Source organism: Microbacterium sp. zg-B96 (genome assembly GCF_030246865.1).
Taxonomy (GTDB): domain Bacteria; phylum Actinomycetota; class Actinomycetes; order Actinomycetales; family Microbacteriaceae; genus Microbacterium.
Genome location: NZ_CP126738.1, coordinates 3,325,992 through 3,345,544, shown reverse-complemented (window position 1 = coordinate 3,345,544; position 19,553 = coordinate 3,325,992). Strand labels below are relative to the sequence as shown.

Annotated in this window: 21 protein-coding genes and 1 tRNA gene; 17 read left to right on the top strand and 5 right to left on the bottom strand. The window is 70.5% G+C overall.

All coding sequences use genetic code 11. The features are described from left to right. The first annotated feature begins 47 nt into the window (after positions 1 to 47). The 13 genes from QNO11_RS15915 (at position 48) to QNO11_RS15855 (ending at position 10,854) form a co-directional block, all read left to right on the top strand. A complete protein-coding gene (locus QNO11_RS15915; protein ID WP_257507297.1) occupies positions 48 to 998 on the top strand; it encodes a metal ABC transporter solute-binding protein, Zn/Mn family in 951 nt (316 codons plus the stop codon). Beyond that, positions 995 to 1,822 carry a metal ABC transporter ATP-binding protein gene (locus QNO11_RS15910; RefSeq protein WP_257507298.1) on the top strand — a complete coding sequence of 276 codons (828 nt, stop codon included), beginning with the start codon at positions 995 to 997 and terminating at the stop codon, positions 1,820 to 1,822. Before QNO11_RS15915 ends, QNO11_RS15910 begins: the two co-directional genes overlap by 4 nt. Beyond that, positions 1,819 to 2,688 (top strand): metal ABC transporter permease, encoded by an 870-nt coding sequence (locus tag QNO11_RS15905; RefSeq protein WP_257507299.1) that lies wholly within the window; start codon positions 1,819 to 1,821, stop codon positions 2,686 to 2,688. Before QNO11_RS15910 ends, QNO11_RS15905 begins: the two co-directional genes overlap by 4 nt. Positions 2,689 to 2,745: 57 nt before the next feature. Then, positions 2,746 to 3,177 (top strand): Fur family transcriptional regulator, encoded by a 432-nt coding sequence (locus QNO11_RS15900; protein ID WP_257507300.1) that lies wholly within the window; start codon positions 2,746 to 2,748, stop codon positions 3,175 to 3,177. Positions 3,178 to 3,188: 11 nt separating this feature from the next. Then, positions 3,189 to 4,235: a permease gene (locus tag QNO11_RS15895; RefSeq protein WP_257507718.1), complete on the top strand. Its 1,047-nt coding sequence runs from the start codon at positions 3,189 to 3,191 to the stop codon at positions 4,233 to 4,235. Between the two features lie 52 nt (positions 4,236 to 4,287). After that, positions 4,288 to 5,127, top strand: coding sequence for a TIGR03943 family putative permease subunit (locus tag QNO11_RS15890; RefSeq protein ID WP_257507719.1), 840 nt, complete (start codon positions 4,288 to 4,290; stop codon positions 5,125 to 5,127). Next, a complete protein-coding gene (locus QNO11_RS15885) occupies positions 5,117 to 6,532 on the top strand; it encodes a hypothetical protein (RefSeq protein ID WP_257507301.1) in 1,416 nt (471 codons plus the stop codon). The genes QNO11_RS15890 and QNO11_RS15885 overlap by 11 nt, the downstream gene beginning before the upstream one ends. Further along, entirely contained in the window at positions 6,529 to 7,191 is a 663-nt protein-coding gene (locus tag QNO11_RS15880; RefSeq protein ID WP_257507302.1) for a DNA-3-methyladenine glycosylase, read from the top strand. The genes QNO11_RS15885 and QNO11_RS15880 overlap by 4 nt, the downstream gene beginning before the upstream one ends. A gap of 273 nt (positions 7,192 to 7,464) precedes the next feature. Further along, positions 7,465 to 7,701, top strand: coding sequence for a 50S ribosomal protein L28 (gene rpmB / locus QNO11_RS15875; RefSeq protein ID WP_257494552.1), 237 nt, complete (start codon positions 7,465 to 7,467; stop codon positions 7,699 to 7,701). Further along, positions 7,701 to 7,871 carry a 50S ribosomal protein L33 gene (gene rpmG / locus QNO11_RS15870; RefSeq protein WP_005051772.1) on the top strand — a complete coding sequence of 57 codons (171 nt, stop codon included), beginning with the start codon at positions 7,701 to 7,703 and terminating at the stop codon, positions 7,869 to 7,871. The genes rpmB and rpmG overlap by 1 nt, the downstream gene beginning before the upstream one ends. Positions 7,872 to 7,874: 3 nt before the next feature. After that, a complete protein-coding gene (gene rpsN / locus QNO11_RS15865; protein ID WP_257507303.1) occupies positions 7,875 to 8,180 on the top strand; it encodes a 30S ribosomal protein S14 in 306 nt (101 codons plus the stop codon). 294 nt (positions 8,181 to 8,474) lie between these two features. Then, positions 8,475 to 8,762 carry an HU family DNA-binding protein gene (locus QNO11_RS15860; RefSeq protein ID WP_257507304.1) on the top strand — a complete coding sequence of 96 codons (288 nt, stop codon included), beginning with the start codon at positions 8,475 to 8,477 and terminating at the stop codon, positions 8,760 to 8,762. Between the two features lie 97 nt (positions 8,763 to 8,859). Then, positions 8,860 to 10,854, top strand: a complete 1,995-nt coding sequence (locus tag QNO11_RS15855; RefSeq protein ID WP_374113772.1) for a bifunctional copper resistance protein CopD/cytochrome c oxidase assembly protein — start codon at positions 8,860 to 8,862, stop codon at positions 10,852 to 10,854. A 99-nt stretch (positions 10,855 to 10,953) separates the two neighbouring features. Here QNO11_RS15855 and QNO11_RS15850 read toward each other — a convergent pair whose 3' ends face one another. Continuing rightward, entirely contained in the window at positions 10,954 to 12,084 is a 1,131-nt protein-coding gene (locus QNO11_RS15850; protein WP_257507306.1) for a hypothetical protein, read from the bottom strand. Positions 12,085 to 12,194: 110 nt separating this feature from the next. Between QNO11_RS15850 and QNO11_RS15845 the strand changes: the two genes are divergently transcribed. Further along, a complete protein-coding gene (locus tag QNO11_RS15845) occupies positions 12,195 to 13,544 on the top strand; it encodes an ATP-dependent DNA helicase (protein WP_257507307.1) in 1,350 nt (449 codons plus the stop codon). A gap of 100 nt (positions 13,545 to 13,644) precedes the next feature. Here QNO11_RS15845 and QNO11_RS15840 read toward each other — a convergent pair whose 3' ends face one another. Next, positions 13,645 to 14,301: a biliverdin-producing heme oxygenase gene (locus QNO11_RS15840; RefSeq protein ID WP_257507308.1), complete on the bottom strand. Its 657-nt coding sequence runs from the start codon at positions 14,299 to 14,301 to the stop codon at positions 13,645 to 13,647. Positions 14,302 to 14,372: 71 nt separating this feature from the next. After that, positions 14,373 to 14,681: a DUF2470 domain-containing protein gene (locus QNO11_RS15835; RefSeq protein ID WP_257507309.1), complete on the bottom strand. Its 309-nt coding sequence runs from the start codon at positions 14,679 to 14,681 to the stop codon at positions 14,373 to 14,375. A 79-nt stretch (positions 14,682 to 14,760) separates the two neighbouring features. Here QNO11_RS15835 and QNO11_RS15830 point away from each other — a divergent pair, with 79 nt between their 5' ends. Both QNO11_RS15830 and QNO11_RS15825 read left to right on the top strand, forming a co-directional pair. Further along, on the top strand, positions 14,761 to 16,041 hold the full coding sequence (locus tag QNO11_RS15830) for a serine hydrolase domain-containing protein (RefSeq protein WP_257507720.1): 1,281 nt from the start codon (positions 14,761 to 14,763) through the stop codon (positions 16,039 to 16,041). A gap of 367 nt (positions 16,042 to 16,408) precedes the next feature. Then, positions 16,409 to 17,290, top strand: a complete 882-nt coding sequence (locus tag QNO11_RS15825; protein WP_257507310.1) for an SDR family oxidoreductase — start codon at positions 16,409 to 16,411, stop codon at positions 17,288 to 17,290. Between the two features lie 3 nt (positions 17,291 to 17,293). Here QNO11_RS15825 and QNO11_RS15820 read toward each other — a convergent pair whose 3' ends face one another. Next, complete coding sequence (locus tag QNO11_RS15820) at positions 17,294 to 18,037, bottom strand: ThuA domain-containing protein (protein ID WP_257507311.1); 744 nt, start codon at positions 18,035 to 18,037, stop codon at positions 17,294 to 17,296. Between QNO11_RS15820 and QNO11_RS15815 the strand changes: the two genes are divergently transcribed. Beyond that, positions 18,030 to 19,160 carry a M24 family metallopeptidase gene (locus tag QNO11_RS15815; protein ID WP_257507312.1) on the top strand — a complete coding sequence of 377 codons (1,131 nt, stop codon included), beginning with the start codon at positions 18,030 to 18,032 and terminating at the stop codon, positions 19,158 to 19,160. The genes QNO11_RS15820 and QNO11_RS15815 overlap by 8 nt on opposite strands. Before the next feature lie 309 nt (positions 19,161 to 19,469). Here the strand turns inward: QNO11_RS15815 and QNO11_RS15810 are convergent. Beyond that, positions 19,470 to 19,543: transfer RNA gene (locus QNO11_RS15810), tRNA-Gly, on the bottom strand. Positions 19,544 to 19,553 lie beyond the last annotated feature (10 nt).

Here is a 19,553-nt window from a genome sequence, read left to right as displayed (position 1 = left end):
GCCGGCCCGGCGTGAGAACGATTATCAATAGCGGGTACACTGGATGCATGGCCCGCAAGACCCTCACCGCCGTCGCGATCGGCGCGGCATCCGTCCTCGCGCTCTCGGGATGTGCCGGCGACGCCACCGCGACCGACGACGGCACGCTGCAGGTCGTCGCCTCGACGAGCGTGTACGGGCAGATCGCGGAGGAGATCGGCGGGGATGCCGTGGAAGTCACCTCCATCGTCTCGTCGCTGTCGCAGGACCCGCACTCCTATGAGGCCAGCGCCCGCGATCAGCTGACGATCCAGCGTGCGGACCTCATCCTCGAGAACGGCGGCGGGTACGACGCGTTCATCGACGGGCTCATCGAGGCGACCGGCTCCGAGGCGCCGGTGCTCACCGCCGTCGAGTTCTCGCAGGAGTGGAGCGGCGACGCCGCCCACGATGACAGCGGTGAGCACGACGACCACGACCACGAGCATGTCGAGGGCTTCAATGAGCACGTCTGGTACGACCCGCGCACGGTCGTCCATGTCGCCGAGGCGATCGCGGCCGAGCTGACCGAACTCAGCCCCGATGACGGCGCCGTGTTCGAGGCGAACCTGGCGGACTTCACCGCGCAGATCGAGCAGCTCGAAGCAGAACTCGCCGAGGTCGCCACGGCCCACGGCGGGGACGGCGTCTTCGTGACCGAGCCCGCCCCGGTCTCCCTCATCACTGCCGCGGGACTGACCGACCTGACCCCCGCCGCGTTCAGTCAGGCCGTCGAAGAGGGCCAGGACGTGCCTCCCGCCACCCTGCTGCAGGCGCTGGATGTCATCGCGTCCGGCGACGCGCGCGTGGTGATCGCCAACGCGCAGACCGGCGGCGCAGAGACGACCCAGACGATCGATGCGGCCGAGACCGCCGGCATCGAGGTGGTGGAGTTCACCGAGACGCTCCCCGACGGCACGACGTACATTGAGTGGATGCAGGACAACATCCGAGCCCTCGCCACGGCGCTGGACTCGTGAGCACCCCGCCCGCCGGCACCGCGCCGCTGCGCATCACCGGGGCAGCCCTGCGCCGCGACGACCGGGAGCTGTGGGCGGGCCTTGACCTCGAGGTGCAGCCGGGCGAACTGCTGGCCGTCCTCGGCCCGTCTGGATCCGGCAAGACCACGCTCCTGCGGGCGATCCTCGGGCTCGAGTCGCTCAGCGCGGGCAGCATCGAAGCGCTCGGGCGTCCGGTGCGCGGCCGCGGCAACCGCGCCATCGGCTACATCCCGCAGCAGCGGCCGCTGCCACCGGAGACCGCGCTGCGCGGTCGGGACCTGGTCGCTCTCGGCATCGACGGCCACCGCTTCGGGTTCCCCTTTCCCCGCCGCGGCGACCGCGCGCGCGTCGAGGCGCTCGTCGACGCGGTCGACGCACGCGACTTCGCCGACCGCCCGGTGGGGTTGCTCTCCGGCGGCGAGCAGCAGCGCCTGCGCATCGGGCAGGCCCTCGCCGACGAACCGCTCCTGCTGCTGTGCGACGAACCGCTGACGAGCCTGGACCTTGCCAACCAGCAGGGCGTGGTCGGCCTCATCGACGGGTACCGGCGACGGACGGATGCCGCGGTGCTGCTGGTGACCCACGACATCAACCCGGTGCTGGGCTCGGTCGACCGCATCCTCTACATCGCCGGCGGCCGCTTCACGCTCGGCACCCCTGACGAGGTGCTCACCTCGGAGGTGCTCAGCAACCTGTACGGCGCTCCCATCTCGGTGCTGCGGGCAGGTGGCCGGCTGGTCGTCGTCGGCGCCCCCGACGCCGACGTCTCCCACCATCACCACCACGACGAGGCATCCGCATGAACTGGTCCGACATCGGGGATGCCCTCTTCGGCGGCGTCGCCGACTATGCGGCGATCCTCGCCCTCGTGCAGAACTCGGTGTGGGCCGGTGCCGTGCTCGGCCTCGTCGGCGGGCTCATCGGCGTTTTCGTGATGCAGCGCGACATGGCCTTCGCCGTGCACGGCATCAGCGAGCTGTCTTTCGCCGGCGCCGCGGCGGCCCTGCTCATCGGCGTCGACGTCGTCACCGGGTCGATCGTCGGGTCGCTGGCTGCCGCCGCGATCATCGGCGGGCTCGGCGCCCGGGCACGGGACCGCAACTCGATCATCGGCGTGCTCATGCCGTTCGGGCTCGGGCTCGGCATCCTGTTCCTGTCGCTGTACGACGGCCGCAGCGCCAACCGGTTCAGCCTGCTCACGGGGCAGATCGTCTCGGTGCAATCGGCGCAGCTGGGCTGGCTGATCGGCATCGGCGCGCTCGTGCTGATCGGCCTGCTGGTGATCTGGCGGCCGCTGCGCTTCGACTCGCTCGACCCGCAGTCAGCCGCGGCGCGCGGGGTGCCGACCACGGCCGTCTCCCTCGTCTTCATGCTGCTGCTGGGCTTGGTCGTCGCCGTCGCCGTGCACATCATCGGCGCGCTGCTGGTGATGGCGCTGCTGGTAACTCCCGCTGCCGCCGCGATGCGGGTGGCCGCCGGACCGGTGTCGGTGCCGCTGCTGGCGGCGGTGTTCGGGGTGACCTCCGCCGTCGGCGGCATCCTGCTCGCCGTCATGGGGACCCTCCCGGTGAGCCCCTACATCACCACGATCTCGTTCCTCATCTATATCGGCTGCCGCATCGTCGGCAGCCGCCGCGGTCGCGTCGTGCGCGCGGCGACGGCCCGGTGAGAGGCGCAATCCGCACTCTCAGGCGCCTCTGCGCACAGCCCACCTAGAATCGGACGCATGGCTCAGCGCAATACGTGGCAACGGGAGCGGGTGCGCGAAGCGCTCACCGACGCTCTCGGCTTCGTGAGCGCGCAGACCCTGCACGCGACGCTGCGGGACGAGAACACCGGCATCGGACTGGCGACGGTCTACCGGGCCTTGGCCGGGCTCGCCGCCACCGGCGACGCCGACCAGCTGCAGAGCCCCGAGGGGGAGGCGCTGTACCGCGCCTGCACCTCCAGCGGGCACCACCATCACCTCATCTGCCGTCGCTGCGGCCGCACGGTGGAGATCGCCGCGACCGACGTCGAGCAGTGGGCGCGCCGTACGGCGGCGCAGCACGGCTTCACGCAGGCCGAGCACATCGTGGACATCTTCGGTGTGTGCGCGCAGTGCACCGCCGCGCAGGCCGAGACGACGGATGCCGTCGCGAAGGAACCGCTCGCGTGACGAGCCCCCGCATGCGCCAGCCGCGCACCGCCCGCACGCGCCAGCCGCGCACCGCCCGCACCGCTCGCCCGGAGCCGGCCCGCAGCACACGATTGCTCGTGTCGCTGGGGCTGGGCACCGCCGCCATCGCGGTGCTGCTCGCGATCGCCGCGCTCGCCCCGGCCGCCACCCCGCTTCCCACCCGCGCGCAGGACGGCCTGACGCTCGCGATCAGCGTGCTGATCGAGTCGCTGCCGTTCGTCGTGCTGGGTGTGGTGCTGTCCATCGTGATTCAGGTGTGGCTGCCGCCCGGTCTGATCGAGAGATGGATGCCGCGACGCGCGTGGGCGCGACGGGCCGTACTGTCCCTGCTCGGCATGCTCGTCCCCGTATGCGAATGCGGGAATGTGCCCTTCGCGCGCGGGTTGATGATGCGCGGGTTCAGCGTGCCGGAGACCCTGACGTTCCTGATCGCGGCTCCCATCGTGAACCCGATCGTGATCATCACGACCCACCAGGCGTTCGGTTTCGACGACGGCATCCTGATCGCCCGCCTCGTCGGCGGGTACCTCGTGGCCAACCTGATCGGCTGGCTGTACAGCCTGCACCCCGACCCGGACGGCCTGGTCACCGCGCGCTTCCGCGACACCTGCGAACTCGTCACGCTCGACCACAGCGGCCGCGGCCGGCGGAGCCTCGCGCAGTTCGTCGTCGAGCTGCGCGCGGTCATGCCCGCTCTCGTGCTCGGGTCGGCGCTGGCCGGCGCGGTGCACGTGCTCGTCCCGCGCGAGGCACTGGTGGCGATCGGCTCGAACCCGGCGCTGTCGATCGCCGCGATGATTGCGCTGGCGATGATCGTGTCGATCTGCTCCAACGTCGACGCGTTCTTCGCGCTGTCGTTCGCGTCGACGTTCACCCCCGGCGCGATCGTGGCATTCCTCATCGTCGGCCCCATCGTCGACGTGAAGATGCTCGCGCTGCTGCGCACCACCTTCCGCACCCCGGTGCTCGTGGGGATGACGGTCGTGGTGGTGCTGTTCGCCTTCGCCCTCGGAACGGCGGTGAACCTCTTTGTCTAGCGCCACGCTCACCCGCGACCGCTCTTTGCGGCGCGACCTGCACCCCGACCACCTGACCCGCGGACAGGCCCTCGCCACGCGCTGGCTCGGCGTGGGGCTGGCCGCCGGGGTGGCGGCGGTGACCGTGGTGCTGGCGGTCACCGGACGCATCGGGCTGTACATCAACCCCGACACCGCCTGGTTCGCCGTCTCCTTCGCCGTGCTCGCGCTCGTCGGCGCGATCGCGAGCTGCGCGCTGCCGCTCGGCGCCGAAGCCGATCACGGGCACGATCACGGGCACGGTCACGCAGTGCGGCGTCCTGACGCAGTGGATGCCGATGATCACGGCCGCGCAGACCCCGACCACGACGCCACCGTCGATCACGACGCGGTCGTGGCGGCCGGGTTCGGCCGGTCGGCGGCGACGGCCGCGACGATCGTGGGCGGCGTGCTGGCCACCGGCGTCGTCGGCGCGATGCTGGTGCTGCCCCCCGCGTCGCTGTCGGCGGAACTGGCCATGTCGCGGGACAGTGGCACGGCTCCGCTGTTCCAGGGCGCCGACGCCCTCGCCCTTGCCACCACCGGGGACACCGGCACGTTCGGGGTGGGGGAGTGGGCGGCGGTGTTCGCCTCGGCCACCAACCCCGACGCGTTCGAGGGCGACGCGGTCACCCTCACCGGCTTCGTCACCCCCGGCGGCGACGGCGGATTCAGCCTCACCCGGCTCGTCATCACGCACTGCGTCATCGACGCGCAATCGGCGAGCGTGCCGGTGCGCGTGGGCGATGCTCCGCAGACCGGCCAGTGGGTCACCGTCAGCGGCACGGTCAGCGCCGCCGACGACGGCACGCTGGCGATCGCGGCATCCGAGGTGACCCCCATCGACGAGCCGGCGGACCCCTATGAGTACTGACGCCGCGAGGCGCAGGGGCGGCCGCGACGCGCGCAGCAGCGCCCGGCGCCGGCGTGCCTTCACAACGGCGTTCGCGATCGTCGCCGGCATCCTGCTGGTCGCCGGACTCGGCGGCGCCGCGATCGCGGGTCTGCAGGGGCCGCGGGTCACCGACGTGCAGTCCGACCCCGAAGCTGCGGTCGCGGCATCCGGATCGCGGGTGATCATCACCACGACCCGGTCCCTGGAGGAGGTCGACCCCGACCAGGTCACCGTCACTCCTGCCACGCCCTTCACCGTCGACACCTCGGGACGCAGCGTCGGGGTGCGGTTCAGTCTGCCGCTGCACGACGACACCGAGTACACCGTGCGCATCGACGGGTTGCAGTCGGTCGGCGGGGGACCCAGCTCCGACGTCGTCGAGACGATCCGCACCCCGCCGCTGGAGCTGTTCCTGCTGCGCCGCTCCGACGACGGCGACACCGTCTTTCGCACCGACCTCACCGGCGAGCAGGCGGTGCCGGTGTTCGAGCACCCGCACATCGAGGACTTCCGCGCCACCGCGAGCCACCTCGTCGTGTCGGTGCTCGAGGACGACGAGACCGCCCTCATCGTGACCGACCTCGACGGCGGCAACGCCGCCGAGCTCACGCTCCCCGGCGACGGCCGGGTGACGAACCTGCAGAGCGCCGATCGGGGCGAGCTCGTCGGCTACCTCTACACCGCCGCCGATGTCGGCGCCGGCGGGGGTGCCGAAAGCGTGCTGTACACCGCGTCGCTGCAGGATCCGGATGCCGATCCGGTCGCGGTCACGATCGCCGGCGACGAGCAGCGGGTCGCCGACTGGCGTTTCGTGCCCGACACCGACGCGCTGCTCGTGCTGACCTTCGACAGCCGGCTGCTGCTGTCGGCCTCCTCCGGCGCCGACGCTGTCGAACTGGGTTCCGCGCTGGCGATCGACGGCATCGCGCGGGGGACGCCGCTGGCGGCGATCGAGCGCCCCGACGGCATGGTGCTGCTCAATCTCGCCGACGGTGTCGAGGCGCCGCTGCCGCTGGCGGCATCCGACACCCGCCCGAGCCTGGTGCTGCCGCTTCCCGGCGGTGTCGGCACGCTGCAGACGGTCACCCATTTCGACGGGCTCACCCCCGTCGCCAGCAGCGTCGAGGTCGTCGACACCGTCGGGGCGGCGCGGCCGGTGTTCGACGTCGATGGGGACGATGCGGTGCTGCAGACCTGTGTGTCGCCCAGCGGCCGCTACGCGGCCGTGCTCGTGGCGCCTGATGTCGTGTCCAATCCGTACGACATGTACGACGTGCCGCTGCCGGAGGCCCTCGAGACCCACATCGTCAGCCTCGACGACGGCGAGCCGGTGGTCGCCCTCACCGGCTTCGACGTGTCGTGGTGCCAGGTGCCGCCGCAATGACGCGCCTGCGCCCCGCCACCCGCGAGGACTTCGCCGGCCTGCCGCTCGAGGTGGCGCCGCGGCTGCTGGGCGGGGTGCTGCAGGTGACGGCGGCGGGCGAGACGGTCGCGGTGCGGCTGACCGAGGTCGAGGCGTACCACGGCCGCGGCACCGGTGAGGTGCCCGACCCCGGATCACACGCGCGCATGGGGCCGACGCCCCGCAACGCGACGATGTGGGGGGCGCCTGGGCACCTGTACGTGTACTTGAGTCACGGCATCCACTCGTGTGTCAACGTCGTCTGCGCTCCCGACGGGGTGGCCGGCGGTGTGCTGCTGCGCGGCGGCGAGGTGGTGGAGGGGGTGGATGCCGCGAGGCGCCGCCGTCCCGCCGCACGCGTGGACCGCGACCTCGCACGAGGGCCCGGGCGCCTCGGCGACGCCGTGGGGCTGCGCCACCCGCTGCACGACGGGATCGACGCGGTCACCGGTGCCCCGCATCACGGCGCGGTCGCGCGGCTGCTGCTTCCCGTCGAGCCGCTGGCAGATGCGGCGACCGGGCCCCGCGTGGGGGTGGCCGGGGATGCGGGGACCGCGGCGTACCCGTGGCGGTTCTGGATCGCCGGCGACCCGACGGTGTCGGCGTTCCGGTGGGGCCGGGGCGCGGGACCCGCGCGCTGAGCGTAGGAGATGTGGCGGAGGGAGGAGATCTGCCGCGGCATCCGTCCTACGCTCGCCCCATCTCCTACGCTCGCGACGGTGACTGCCGGTGGATGCCGCAAGTCAAGGCGACACGCCCGCCCGTGCTAGACTGACTCTTCGTCTGCGCGCACTCCAGCACGCAGTTCGCGCCCCACTTTCGATCGCCGGCCTTCATCGGCCGGGTCGAGCGCGGGGTGCAGACAAGGGATCTTGGGTGGCACCGTCCGGTGCCACGGTATAAGGAGAAATCACATGGCAGCAGTGTGCCAGGTGACTGGAGCTGTTCCCGGCTTCGGTCACAACATCTCGCACTCGCACCGCCGGACGAAGCGCCGCTTCGACCCGAACGTGCAGAAGAAGACCTACTTCGTGCCCTCGCTCGGCCGCAAGATCACCATCAACGTGTCCGCCAAGGGCATGAAGGTGATTGATGTCCGGGGTATCGAGTCGGTAGTGAAAGACATGATCGCGAAGGGTGTGAAGCTCTGATGGCCAAGAAGGCTCAGGACGTCCGTCCGATCATCAAGCTGCGTTCGACTGCTGGCACGGGTTACACCTACGTCACGCGCAAGAACCGCCGCAACAACCCCGACCGCATCGTGCTGAAGAAGTACGACCCGGTGATCCGCAAGCACGTCGAATTCCGAGAGGAGCGTTGATCCATGGCTAAGAAGAGCAAGATCGCGCGCAACGAGCAGCGCAAGGTGGTCGTGAACCGCTACGCGGCCAAGCGCGCCGAGCTGAAGAAGGCGCTCGTGTCGCCGGAGTCCACCGACGAGCAGCGCGAAGCCGCTCGCGTCGGCCTGCAGAAGCTGCCGCGCAACGCGTCGCCGGTGCGCGTGCGCAGCCGCGACGTCATCGACGGTCGCCCCCGCGGAAACCTCACAAAGTTCGGCATCTCCCGTGTGCGCTTCCGCGACATGGCTCACCGTGGCGAGCTGCCCGGTGTGACCAAGTCGTCCTGGTGACACTCGGTCGCTGACTGCATCGAAGGCCCGGAGCTCCTCGGAGTTCCGGGCCGTTCGCATGCCCGATGGGCACCGGAATGCGCCCGTTTTCGGTGTCGGCAGGGGCCACAACAGCCACATCCGTCACCATTCCCCTGCGACACGCCGGTGAATGTGACCGCGGATGGCCGTAAATCCGCGTAATTCCGCGGATCGTAGGTATATTCGGGCTCGGTCGAACTGACCAGCCCGGGGGCAGATGCCTCCGGTCCGAAGGACAAGAAGGCGGCTGTCGCCGCCTTGGAGGACACCCCAATGGCTGACAAGTCCATCACCAAGACCGAGCTCGTCGCGAGCATCGCCAGCGCCACCGGTCAGAGCCAGGCCGCCGTCTCCGGCGTGCTCGACGCGCTCTTCTCGACCGTCGCCGAGGCCGTGGCCAAGGGCAGCAAGGTCTCGATCCCCGGCTGGATCGCTTTCGAGCAGGTCGCCACGTCGGCTCGCACGGGCCGCAACCCCCAGACCGGTGAAGAGATCAAGATCGCCGCCGGCAAGCGCGTCAAGGTGACCGCTGGTTCCAAGCTGAAGGCAGCCGTCAAGTAACGACAGCGCTACGAAGGGGGATGCCGCTGTTGGCATCCCCCTTCTGCATGCCTGGCGCGCGGCATCCCCCTTCGGTATGCCGCCGTAGGCTTGGATGGTGAACTCCCGAGCCCTGCGTTTCGCCGGTCCGGCGATCCTCGTGGTCGCGGCCGTCGCGGTGCTGTTGTGGGGCCTGGCGTTCGCGGGCGGCGCGGAGCCGCTGCGACTTGGGGATCCCGGCCCGGTGGTGCGGTGGGGGCTGCCGGTGGCCAAGCTCACCGTGAACCTGTCCGCCGCGATCATGGTCGGCTCGCTCGTCGTGGCCCTCTACGCCCTGCGGGCGGGCACCCGCGCGTTCGACGCCGCGCTGGATGCGGCATCCATCGGCGCAGCCGTCTTCACCGTCTCGGCGGGCGTCACGGGCTTCTTCACCGTGCTCAACGCCCTCGGATCCACCCCCAGCGCCGATGCGCAGTTCGGTCAGCAGCTGGGCCGCTTCCTGATCGAGCAGGACCTCGGCCGCGCCTGGCTGCTGACCACCGTCGCCGGCGCCGTGCTGACCGTGCTGACCTTCGCGGTGCGCACCTGGACGCCGACGCTGCTGGTGGCGATCCTCGCGATCGCCTCGCTCGTGCCGATGGCCACGCAGGGCCACTCCGGCGACGACGCCAACCACAGCGCCGCCGTCATGGCCCTGGCGTTGCACATCATCGCTGCCGCGGTGTGGCTGGGCGGGCTCGTGCTGATGGTGATCGTGCGGCCCGTGCTCACCCGCGGCGAGATGACCGACGTGCTGCGCCGGTACTCATCGCTCGCGCTCGTGGCGTTCGTGGTGGTGGCCGTCTCCGGCACGGCGCGGGCGGTGGCCGGCGGCATCACGCTCGAGCTGCTCACCTCGCCGTACGGCATCGTGCTGGTGGTGAAGATCGTGGCACTCGTGGCACTCGGCGTGCTCGGCGCCTGGTACCGCACCCGGCTCATCGGCCGTATGGGCGGCAGCGGCGAGGATGCCGCGTCGCGCCGCTTCTGGAGCCTCATCGGTCTGGAGCTCGCCTTCATGGGGATCGCCAGCGGCGCAGCCGCGGCGCTCGCTCGCACGCCCCCGCCGGTGGACACATCGCTGCCGTCGGCGTTGACCCCGGCGCAGATCCTCACCGGGGCGCCGCTGCCGCCGGAGTTCACCATCGAGCGGTGGTTCACCGCGTGGGACATCGACCTGCTGTGGGCGTTCGCCGTGGCGTTCGGGGCGTTCTTCTACGTCGCCGGCGTCATCCGCCTGCACCGGCGCGGCGACACGTGGCCCATCTACCGCACCGTGCTGTGGCTGACCGGGCTCGCGCTGCTGCTGTGGGTCACCGGCGGGCCGATCAACGTCTACCAGGACTACCTGTTCAGCGTGCACATGGTCGGGCACATGCTGCTGTCGATGGCCATCCCGCTGTGTCTGGTGTCGGGGGCTCCGGTGACGCTCGCCGCGCGCGCGATCCGCAAGCGCGACGACGGCACGCGGGGCGGACGGGAGTGGATCCTGTGGGCCGTGCACAGCCCGTTCTCGCGCGTGGTGACCCATCCGCTGTTCGCCGCGGCCATGTTCATCGGGTCGCTGTGGGTGTTCTATTACACCGACCTGTTCCGGTGGTCTCTGTACGACCACATCGGCCACGAGTGGATGGTGGCGCACTTCCTCATCGCCGGGTACCTGTTCACGCTGTCGCTCGTCGGCGCCGACCCGGTGCCCTACCGCTACCCGTATCCGTTCCGCCTGGTCACCCTGATCGCGGTCATGGCGATGCACGCGTTCTTCGGCATCGCGATCATGATGCAATCCGGGCTCATGGTGGCCGAGTGGTTCGGAGCGATGGGTCGCACCTGGGGTCAGACGCCGCTGGAGGATCAGTATGCCGGCGGCGGCGTCGCGTGGTCGGTGGGGGAGATCCCGACCCTCATCCTCGCGCTGGTCGTGGCGATCCAGTGGAGCCGCAGCGACGAGCGGATGCAGAAGCGCCGCGACCGCCAGGCCGACCGCACCGGCGAGGCCGAGTTGAACGAGTACAACGAGCGGCTCGCGCAGTTGGCCGAGCGCGACGCGCGCCGCGAGCGGGCAGGGCGCTGACACAGCGGCATCCGCTGGCGGTGTCGGCGCGACGAATACTCACTCGACGGAGCGAATACTCACTCGGGAGCGTGAATACTCACTCGGGAGCGTGAATACTCACTCGACGGCGGAGACGGCGATCGATGCGGTGCCGTCGGGCAGCACCGTGATCGTGCCGGTCAGCTGGAACGGCACGTCCTCGCTGACGGTGCGCACGCTGCCGTCGAACAGCGACCGGATGTCGACCTCGATGTGGGCGACGGCATCGGTCACCGGGATCTTCCACCCGGCGCCGTCGGGCTCGATCGCGACGACGGGGGTATGCGGGATCGACCACTGCGGCAGTTCGTCGATGCGGTTGCGCACCGTGAACCCGAACGGGCAGCCGGCCGGCTGCAGCACCTGCTGCGTCGCGCAGTCAGCGAGGAACTCGTCGACGCTCTCCTGCACGACCCGGATGAACTCTTCGGTGGGCTGCGCCTGCAGCTGGATCGGGATGCCGGCTTCGGGCGTGTCCGACAGCACCGCGACACCCGGGGTGGTCGCCATGGCGGTGTCGACGGACACCGAGTAGACGCCGGGCGAGAACACCAGCAGCGGCACCGCAGCGGCCGGGTCGGCCTCGGCGCCGTCGGGGGAGACCTGCCGCTTGTCCAGCTCGAACCCGTTGACGGTGAACTGCATGGCCCCGTGGACGGTGACGTCGATCACTGCGAGCGGGGACTGCGCGAACCGCCAGGCCGGCGCGACGCCGATCCAGCCGTCGCGCTCCACCCGGAAGGTCGTCGTGCCGGGATAGGGGCCGGCGTCGTACGCGACGGTGACCTTGGCCACGCCATCGTCGGTCTCCTCGGAGACGACGCGGATATCGCTCAGTTCGGCCAGGGCCGACTGGCGCAGCAGCGCATCGGATGCCGTCGGCGGCAGGCCCGCCGCTTCGAGCTCGGCGGCATCCACCCCCACACCCGGCACCTCGAGCGCGTCGGCGGCACGACCCTCGCTGAGCATCGAGAGGTAACGGCTGACGAACGCCGTCGGACTGTAGAACTGCGTGTACAGGGCGCCTGCGGTCGCGCCGATCGCGCCCAGCAGCAGCAGGCCGACGACGGCGAGGAGCGCGAGGTCCAGCGCCAAGCGGGAGCGACTGCGGCGCGAGCGGGCCGATCCGGTCGCGGCGTCCGTGTCGGGGGAAGGGGGCGCGGTGTCGCGCGCGCGTGCGCGGGCCGGTACGGCCACCCCCTGATCCATGCCTTCAGTCTAGGAACTCCCCCACGATTCGGTGTGGGCATCTTCCCAGGTGGCGCGGCACATCGCTGACAGCGGATCTGAAGGCCCCGGGGGTGTGCGAGCATGAATCGGTGAGTACGCCGCCCCTTTCCGACGAACAGGAAGCGGTGTTCCGGCTGATCGAGGACACGAGCGAGCACGTGTTCGTCACCGGGCGGGCCGGAACCGGCAAGTCCACCCTGCTGCGTCACCTGGCCTGGCACACCGACAAGCAGATCGCCGTGTGCGCCCCCACCGGCGTCGCCGCGCTCAACGTCGAGGGTCAGACGATCCACTCGCTGTTCCGCCTCCCCATCGGCCTGATCGCCGGCGGCGACCTCGACCAGCCCGACCAGACGCGGCGCATCCTCAACGCCCTCGACACGCTCGTCATCGACGAGGTGTCGATGGTCAACGCCGACCTGATGGATGCCATCGACCGGTCGCTGCGTCAGGCGCGCGGCCGGCGCAGCGAACCCTTCGGCGGCGCGCAGGTGGTCATGTTCGGCGACCCGTACCAGCTGGCGCCGGTGCCGCCCCGCGGCGACGAGATGCGCTACGTCCGCGACCATTACCGGTCGTTCTGGTTCTTCGACGCACACGTGTGGGCAGGGGAATCGGATGCCGACAGCGGTCTGATCGACCTGGGGCGCCACGGCGCGAAGCTCAACATCCGCGAGCTGCGCGACATCCACCGGCAGTCCGACCCGACGTTCAAGATCCTGCTCAACGCGGTGCGCCACGGCGTGGTCACCGCCGACATGGCAGAGGTCCTCAACACCGCGGGAGCGCGGCGGCCGCCGCAGCCGGGACCGGATGAGCCGCCGATCATCACGCTGGCGACCCGCAACGACATCGTCAACCGCATCAACCAGCGCCACCTCGATGCGCTCCCCGGCACTGTGCAGACCGCCCGCGCCGACGTGAGCGGCGACTTCGGCCGCGGCGACGCGGCGTACCCGGCCGAGATGGAACTGCAGCTCAAGGTCGGCGCGCAGGTGATGTTCCTGCGCAACGACGTCGGCGGGTTCGGCGAGCCGCCCCGCTGGGTCAACGGCACGATCGGCACCGTCACACGCATCGCCGGGGCGACCGTGCGCGTCGAGGTCGACGGTGAGGAGCACGACGTCGAACCCACCGTGTGGGAGAGGTTCCGGTATGCCTACGACTCGGCATCCAAGTCCCTCTCCCGCGACATCGTCGCGGAGTTCACGCAGTTCCCGCTGCGGCTGGCGTGGGCCGTGACGATCCACAAGTCGCAGGGCAAGACCTACGAGCGGGCGATCGTCGACCTCGGGTCGGGCGCGTTCGCGCCGGGGCAGACCTACGTCGCGCTCTCACGGCTGACGAGCCTGGAGGGGCTGTACCTGACGCGGCCGCTGCGTCCCAGCGACATCCGGGTCGACCCCGACGTGCGCCGGTTCATGCGCCCCGGGGCCTGAGCCCCACCCCAGACCGTGAAACCACTACTGGTGGACGAGACGGTGGTCGTTTCCCACTGTCTCGGCGACCAGCTGTCGTTTCAGCGAGGGGGCGGGCGGATCAGGCGACGAGGATGCCGGACTTGGCGCGGCCCAGGTCCTCGAACAGTTCGGTGTTGAACCGGTACGCCAGCAGCACCTCGTCGATGACCCGTTCCTTCTCGGCGTCATCCCACGGCGCGTCGTCCAGCTGCGCGCGGTAGACGTCTTTGAACCCCTTCGGGTCGGCGATGTCGCCGAACAGGTAGAACCCGATGCCGTTCGTGTCGAACCCGAAGCGGCGGGCCATCAGCCTGCCGATGAACAGCCCGCCCGACAGATCGCCGAGGTACCGCGTGTAGTGGTGGGCGACGAACCCGCCGGCCCACGTCGCACCGACGGCGTTGATGCGGTCGACGTAGCGCCGCGTCGTGGGAAGCGGCGTGACCGTCTCGCGCCAGTGGGGGCCGATGAGGAACTCCAGGTCGGCCTCGAGCGCGGGCAGGCGGGTGAGTCGGTCGGTGATGAACACCGATGCCACCGGGTCGGCCTTCATGCGGTCGGCGGCCCGCTCCAGCGCCTCGTAGATGAACCAGTGCTGCACCACGAGGGCGATGTAGTCATCGCGGGTGCCGTCGCCTTTGATGAGGTCGGCCATGAAGCCGGCGCTCTCGCTGCCGGAGTGGGCGCCCGTGGAACGCTCGCGCAGCGCGGTGGAGAACTGGATCGGCTCGGCCATGGCGTCATGCTAGCGCAATGAGGCTCAGCTTACCTGAAGCTTTTCAATGGCCGGATGCCGGCGGCCGCACCTCAGTCGTGAGGGCGCGGCTCGATCCCCAGCTCCGCGCACGCAGCGTCGTACAGGGCCACGATCTCCCGGCGCACGTCGCGTCGTTCGGTGATCGGGCCACCGGGCCAGCCGACCCGCACCGGCGCGCTCGATCCGTCTGCGCGCACCGCGATCCAGTCACCGCCGTCGCCGTCGAACCCGGTCATCGTGGCATCCGTCGTGTCGGCCGGGCCGAAAGCGCGCGCGATCAGCACGTTGTCGGCGGCGTGGTCGTCGTTCATGTGACCCAGCACGCCGGCGAGAGCGGCGTCGTCGAAGGTGTGCGGCATCCACCCAGGTTAGGTGAGGCGTGCGGGACGGCCCCTCGCCGTGTGTTTGAATTCAAAGAGGATGTTTTCGGGGGTGGAGATGCCGCACAACAGCCGCGCACGACGCGCTGCGACCGCGATCGCCGGTGCGGTCGCGGTCGCGCTCGTGCTCGTCGCCTGTTCCGGCGACGGCGCCTCAGTCGTGCCCGAGGTTCCCGAGCAGGTGGATGCGGTGCTGCCCGCCGAGACCCAGCAGCAGCTGCAGGGTGCCGTCGAGCAGGCCATGGTCGCGACAGGGTCGACTGGTGCCATCGTCGGTGTCTGGGCGCCGTGGAGCGGCAGCTGGGTGGCGGGGCTGGGTTCCAGTACCCCCGGCGGCGAGGAAGTCACCACCGACATGCGCTTCCGGGTGGGCAATGTGACGCGTGCGATGACGTGCGATGTGCTCGATGCCGTCGCGGCGGCCGGCACCGTCTCGCGCGATGACTCGGTGACCGAGTGGATCACCGGCATGACCGGCTACGAGGACGTCACCCTCGAGCAGCTGTGCGACTCCACGAGCGGGGTGGCGCCGTTCACTGGCACCATCACTCCGCGGCTGATGGCCACGCCGGAGCGCACGTGGAGCCCGAAGGAACTCGCCTCGTACGGCATGGGCGCCGCCCGCACCGGAGCGCCGGGGGCGGCCTTCGCCGACTCCGACACCGGCTACGTGCTGCTGGGTCTCGCTCTGGAGCGGGCGACGAGCATGAGCGCGGCGGAGATGTACGAGAAGTACGTCACCGACCCGCTCGGACTGGAAGACACCGTGCTTCCCGCCGGGACGTCCGACCTCGCCGAGGCGAAGACGCCGATGCTGCACGGCCTGTTCTCGCACAACACCCCTGAAGGCGCTGTCAACTGCGCCGAACCTGCGGATTACACCTCACTGTCCTCGAGCGCCGGGTACACGGCATCCGGTGTCATCTCCGACATCGACGACCTGGGTGTGTACCTGCAGGCCCTCGCGACCGGCGCGCTGCCGGGCGCTGAGGATCGCTTCGCGGCGCCGTTGCCCGCCGCCGCGGATGCCCCCGCCTGGTTCACCGCCGACGGCGGCGCCTACCAGGCAGGGTCGCTCGTCGGCCAGTTCGGAGCAGTGCCCGGTTACATCACCGGCGGATTCGCCGATGCGGACACCGGGATGACGGTTGCCGTGGTGCTCAACAACTCCACCGCGAACGCGAACATCGGCGCCTACCTGGCGTGGGAGCTCGCCGCGATCGCCTCGAAGGCGCCCGCCGCGTCGGGACAGACCGCGCCGCCCGCGGGCCTGCCGTGGACGGCCGAGCAGTACGCGGAGACCATCGCCGCCGCCGCCGTCTGCGCGCCTGCCGAGTGAGTATTCGCGTCGCCGAGTGAGTATTCGCGTCGCCGAGTGAGTATTCGCGTCGCCTAGTGAGTATTCGTCGCGGTGAGTGAGTACTCGTCGCGCCGGCCAACGTACCGCGCGGCGCTCGGTCGTCGCAGACGGCCCCGGGATCGTCCGAATGCAGTCGATCGCGACGACTGAATCGACGGATGCCACGGCGCGGTACGCAACGAATACTCACTCGCCAGCACGAATACTCACTCGACGCCACCAATACTCACTCGCCAGCACGAATACTCACTCGGCGGCGCTGTCGGGCGTAGGGGGCGGGATGTCAAGACCCTTTTTGGTATCCGTGTCCTGTCGCAGGCTCGAAGGACGCCACGAAAGGAGACCCATGACCATGCAGGATCCCCGCGACAAGCACCGGGACGAGAAGCTCCCGGAGCAGGTGCAGGAGACGCAGCCCGGTCTGACCAGCGAGACGCTCTCTCAGCCCGATCACGGCGAGAAGACCTACCGCGGCAGCGGTCGGCTCGAAGGCCGCCGTGCGCTCATCACCGGCGGCGACTCCGGCATCGGCCGCGCCGTCGCAATCGCCTACGCGCGTGAGGGTGCCGACGTCGCCATCGTGTACCTGCCCGAAGAGCAGGAAGACGCCGATGCCACCGTCGCGCTCATCGAGGAAGCCGGACGCCGCGCCGTCGCTCTCCCCGGAGACCTCCGCGACGAGGCCTTTGCGACGAGCATCGTCGACGACACCATCTCGCAGCTGGGTGGCCTCGACATCCTCGTGCTCAACGCCGCCTACCAGAAGGATCGCAGCGGCGTCGACAACCTGGCCACCGAAGAGTTCGACCGCGTCTTCCGCACGAACCTGTATTCGATGATCTGGACCGCTCGCACCGCCGTGCCGCACCTGGAGCCCGGCGCGTCGATCATCGTCACGGCTTCGGTGCAGGCGTTCAACCCGTCGCCCGGACTCATCGACTACGCGATGACCAAGGCCGCGCAGGTGGCGTTCGTGGAGGCGCTCGCCGAGGACCTCGGCCCCCGTGGCATACGCGTCAACGCCGTCGCCCCCGGCCCGATCTGGACGCCCCTCATCCCGGCGACCGGCTGGGACCCGGAGAAGACCGCGGAGTTCGGTCAGGATGTCCCACTCGGACGTCCCGGCCAGCCGGCCGAGCTCGCCGGTGCGTACGTGTACCTCGCCTCCGAGGCCGGGTCGTACACGTCGGGCGCTGTGCTGCCGGTCACCGGCGGCAAGCACCTGTAACAGTCAGGCGGTGCCGGCGGCCCATCGGGCGAGCATCCCGATGAGCCGCCGGTGGCCCGCCGAGTCGTAGGACCGCTCGTCGTGCCCGAGCGTGTCCACGGCCACGCGGGCAGGGCCGTAGGTCCGCACCCACGCTGCCGGCATCCGCTCGCCGTCCGTCTCGTGCGTCGCCACGACCGTGCGGTCGCCGAACTGCTGCAGCCGGCAGTACCGCTCGTCGAACACGGTGAAGTCGGTGAGAGCCGTGCCGTCGGGCAGCTCGCCGGCCGCGATGTCGATGTCGCCGATCTCCGGATGCCACGATGCGTTCGGCACCCACATTCCGCCGATCGCGGGCGCCCACGCCGGGTAATCCCGTAGCGATGCCACGGCGCAGTGCATCGCGAGTACACCCATGCCCCGGTCGAGGGCGCGGCTGAGCCCCAGGACGGATGCCTCCGGTGCCGTCGTGGTGCGCTCGTCGTCGCTCCAGGGGTCGCCGGCGTTGACGACGAGCAGATCGACGCCATCGAGTCGCGCCATCCCGCCGTCGACATCGTCGTTGATCACAGTGTCGAACCCGGCATCCGCCAGCGCCGCCGCCAGCAGCGGGGTCGTTCGGGGGAACGGATGCCATGGGTCGGCGTAGCGGCCGGAGCCGCTGAGGACGAGGACAGTGGGGGAGCTCGGCATGATGCTCCCCACGGTAGCGGTGCCGCAGAGCGTGCCGCCCGGCGCGCCACGGTCGTAGGGTGTCGTCGTGACCACCACGACGCCCTCGCGGTTCTCCTCCGACGTCTACGCCGACCGCCTCGGGCGCGCCGCCTGCGCCGCCCGGGCCGCCGGACTGGACGCCCTCGTGATCACTCCGGGCGCCGATCTGCAGTACCTCGTGGGGGCGACGGCCTCGTCGCACGAGCGGCTGACCGCGCTCGTGGTGCCCGCCGACGGCACCGGCCCGGTCGTCGTGGTGCCACGGCTCGAGCTCGCCTCCCTCGGCCCGTCCGCGGTCGCCGAGCTGGGGCTGCCCGTGCGCGACTGGACCGATGGCGACGACCCGTATCGCCTCGTCGCGGCGGTCGGGGGCGGCTCCGGCAGCATCGCCGTGGCCGACGCCATGCCCGCGCTGCACGTGCTCCCGCTCGCCGACACCCTCGGGCGGATGCCGATCCTCGCCACCGCCGTGCTGCGGGAGCTCCGCATGCTCAAGGACCCCGCCGAGATCGAGGCACTGCGCCGGGCGGGGGACGCCATCGACCGGGTGCATGCACGCATGGCGGAGTTCCTGCAGGTCGGCCGCACGGAGCGGGAGATCGCCGACCTCATTGCTGCGGCCATCGTCGCGGAGGGTCACGAGGCGGCCGACTTCGTCATCGTCGGCTCCGGGCCGAACGGCGCCGACCCCCACCATGAGGTGTCCGACAGGGTCGTCGTTGCGGGAGACATCGTGGTGATCGACATCGGCGGCGCGGTGACTCCCGGCTACTACTCCGACTCCACGCGGACCTACGCGATGGGCCAGCCCGCCCCCGACATCGCCGACACGATTGCTGTGCTCGAGCGCGCCCAGCGGGCCGCGCGCGACGCGGTGCGCCCCGGTGTCACCGCCGCCGCCGTCGACGCCGCCGCGCGCGAGGTGCTCGTCGCCGCGGGACTCGGCGAGGCGTTCGTGCACCGCACCGGCCACGGCATCGGGCTGTCGGTGCACGAGGAGCCGTACATCGTCGCCGGGAACGACACCCCGCTCGCCCCCGGCATGGCGTTCAGCATCGAACCGGGGGTGTACTTCCCCGGCCGGTGGGGTGCGCGCATCGAGGACATCGTCGTGGTGACCGGCGACGGGGCCGACGCGCTCAACCGCCGTCCGCGCGGTCTCACCGTGCTTGCCTGATGGCCCGCGACGGCGCGGCATCCGCCCGGCCGGTTTGACAGCTGGTGCGGGCGAACCCGCTGCATCCGTACACCCGCGATCTTCTTGCCGCGATCCCGAACCCCGACGGCACCGGGCTGCCTCCGGCGCCGGTTCTTCGGAGATCTACGCAACTTCGGATGCTACGGGCGGTTTCGCTCCGAAGAACTGCAGTACTCCGAGATGGTGGTGCGGCGCTTCCAGCGCAGCGGGACCTCCGGGGGCGTGCCGCTTTCTACGGCACCCGCACGAAAGCCCTCCCGCACGACCTTTGGTCGCACGTGAGGGCTGTGGAGGGGCTGACGGGAATCGAACCCGCGCTATCTGCTTGGGAAGCAGAAGTTCTGCCATTGAACTACAGCCCCATGCGTCACC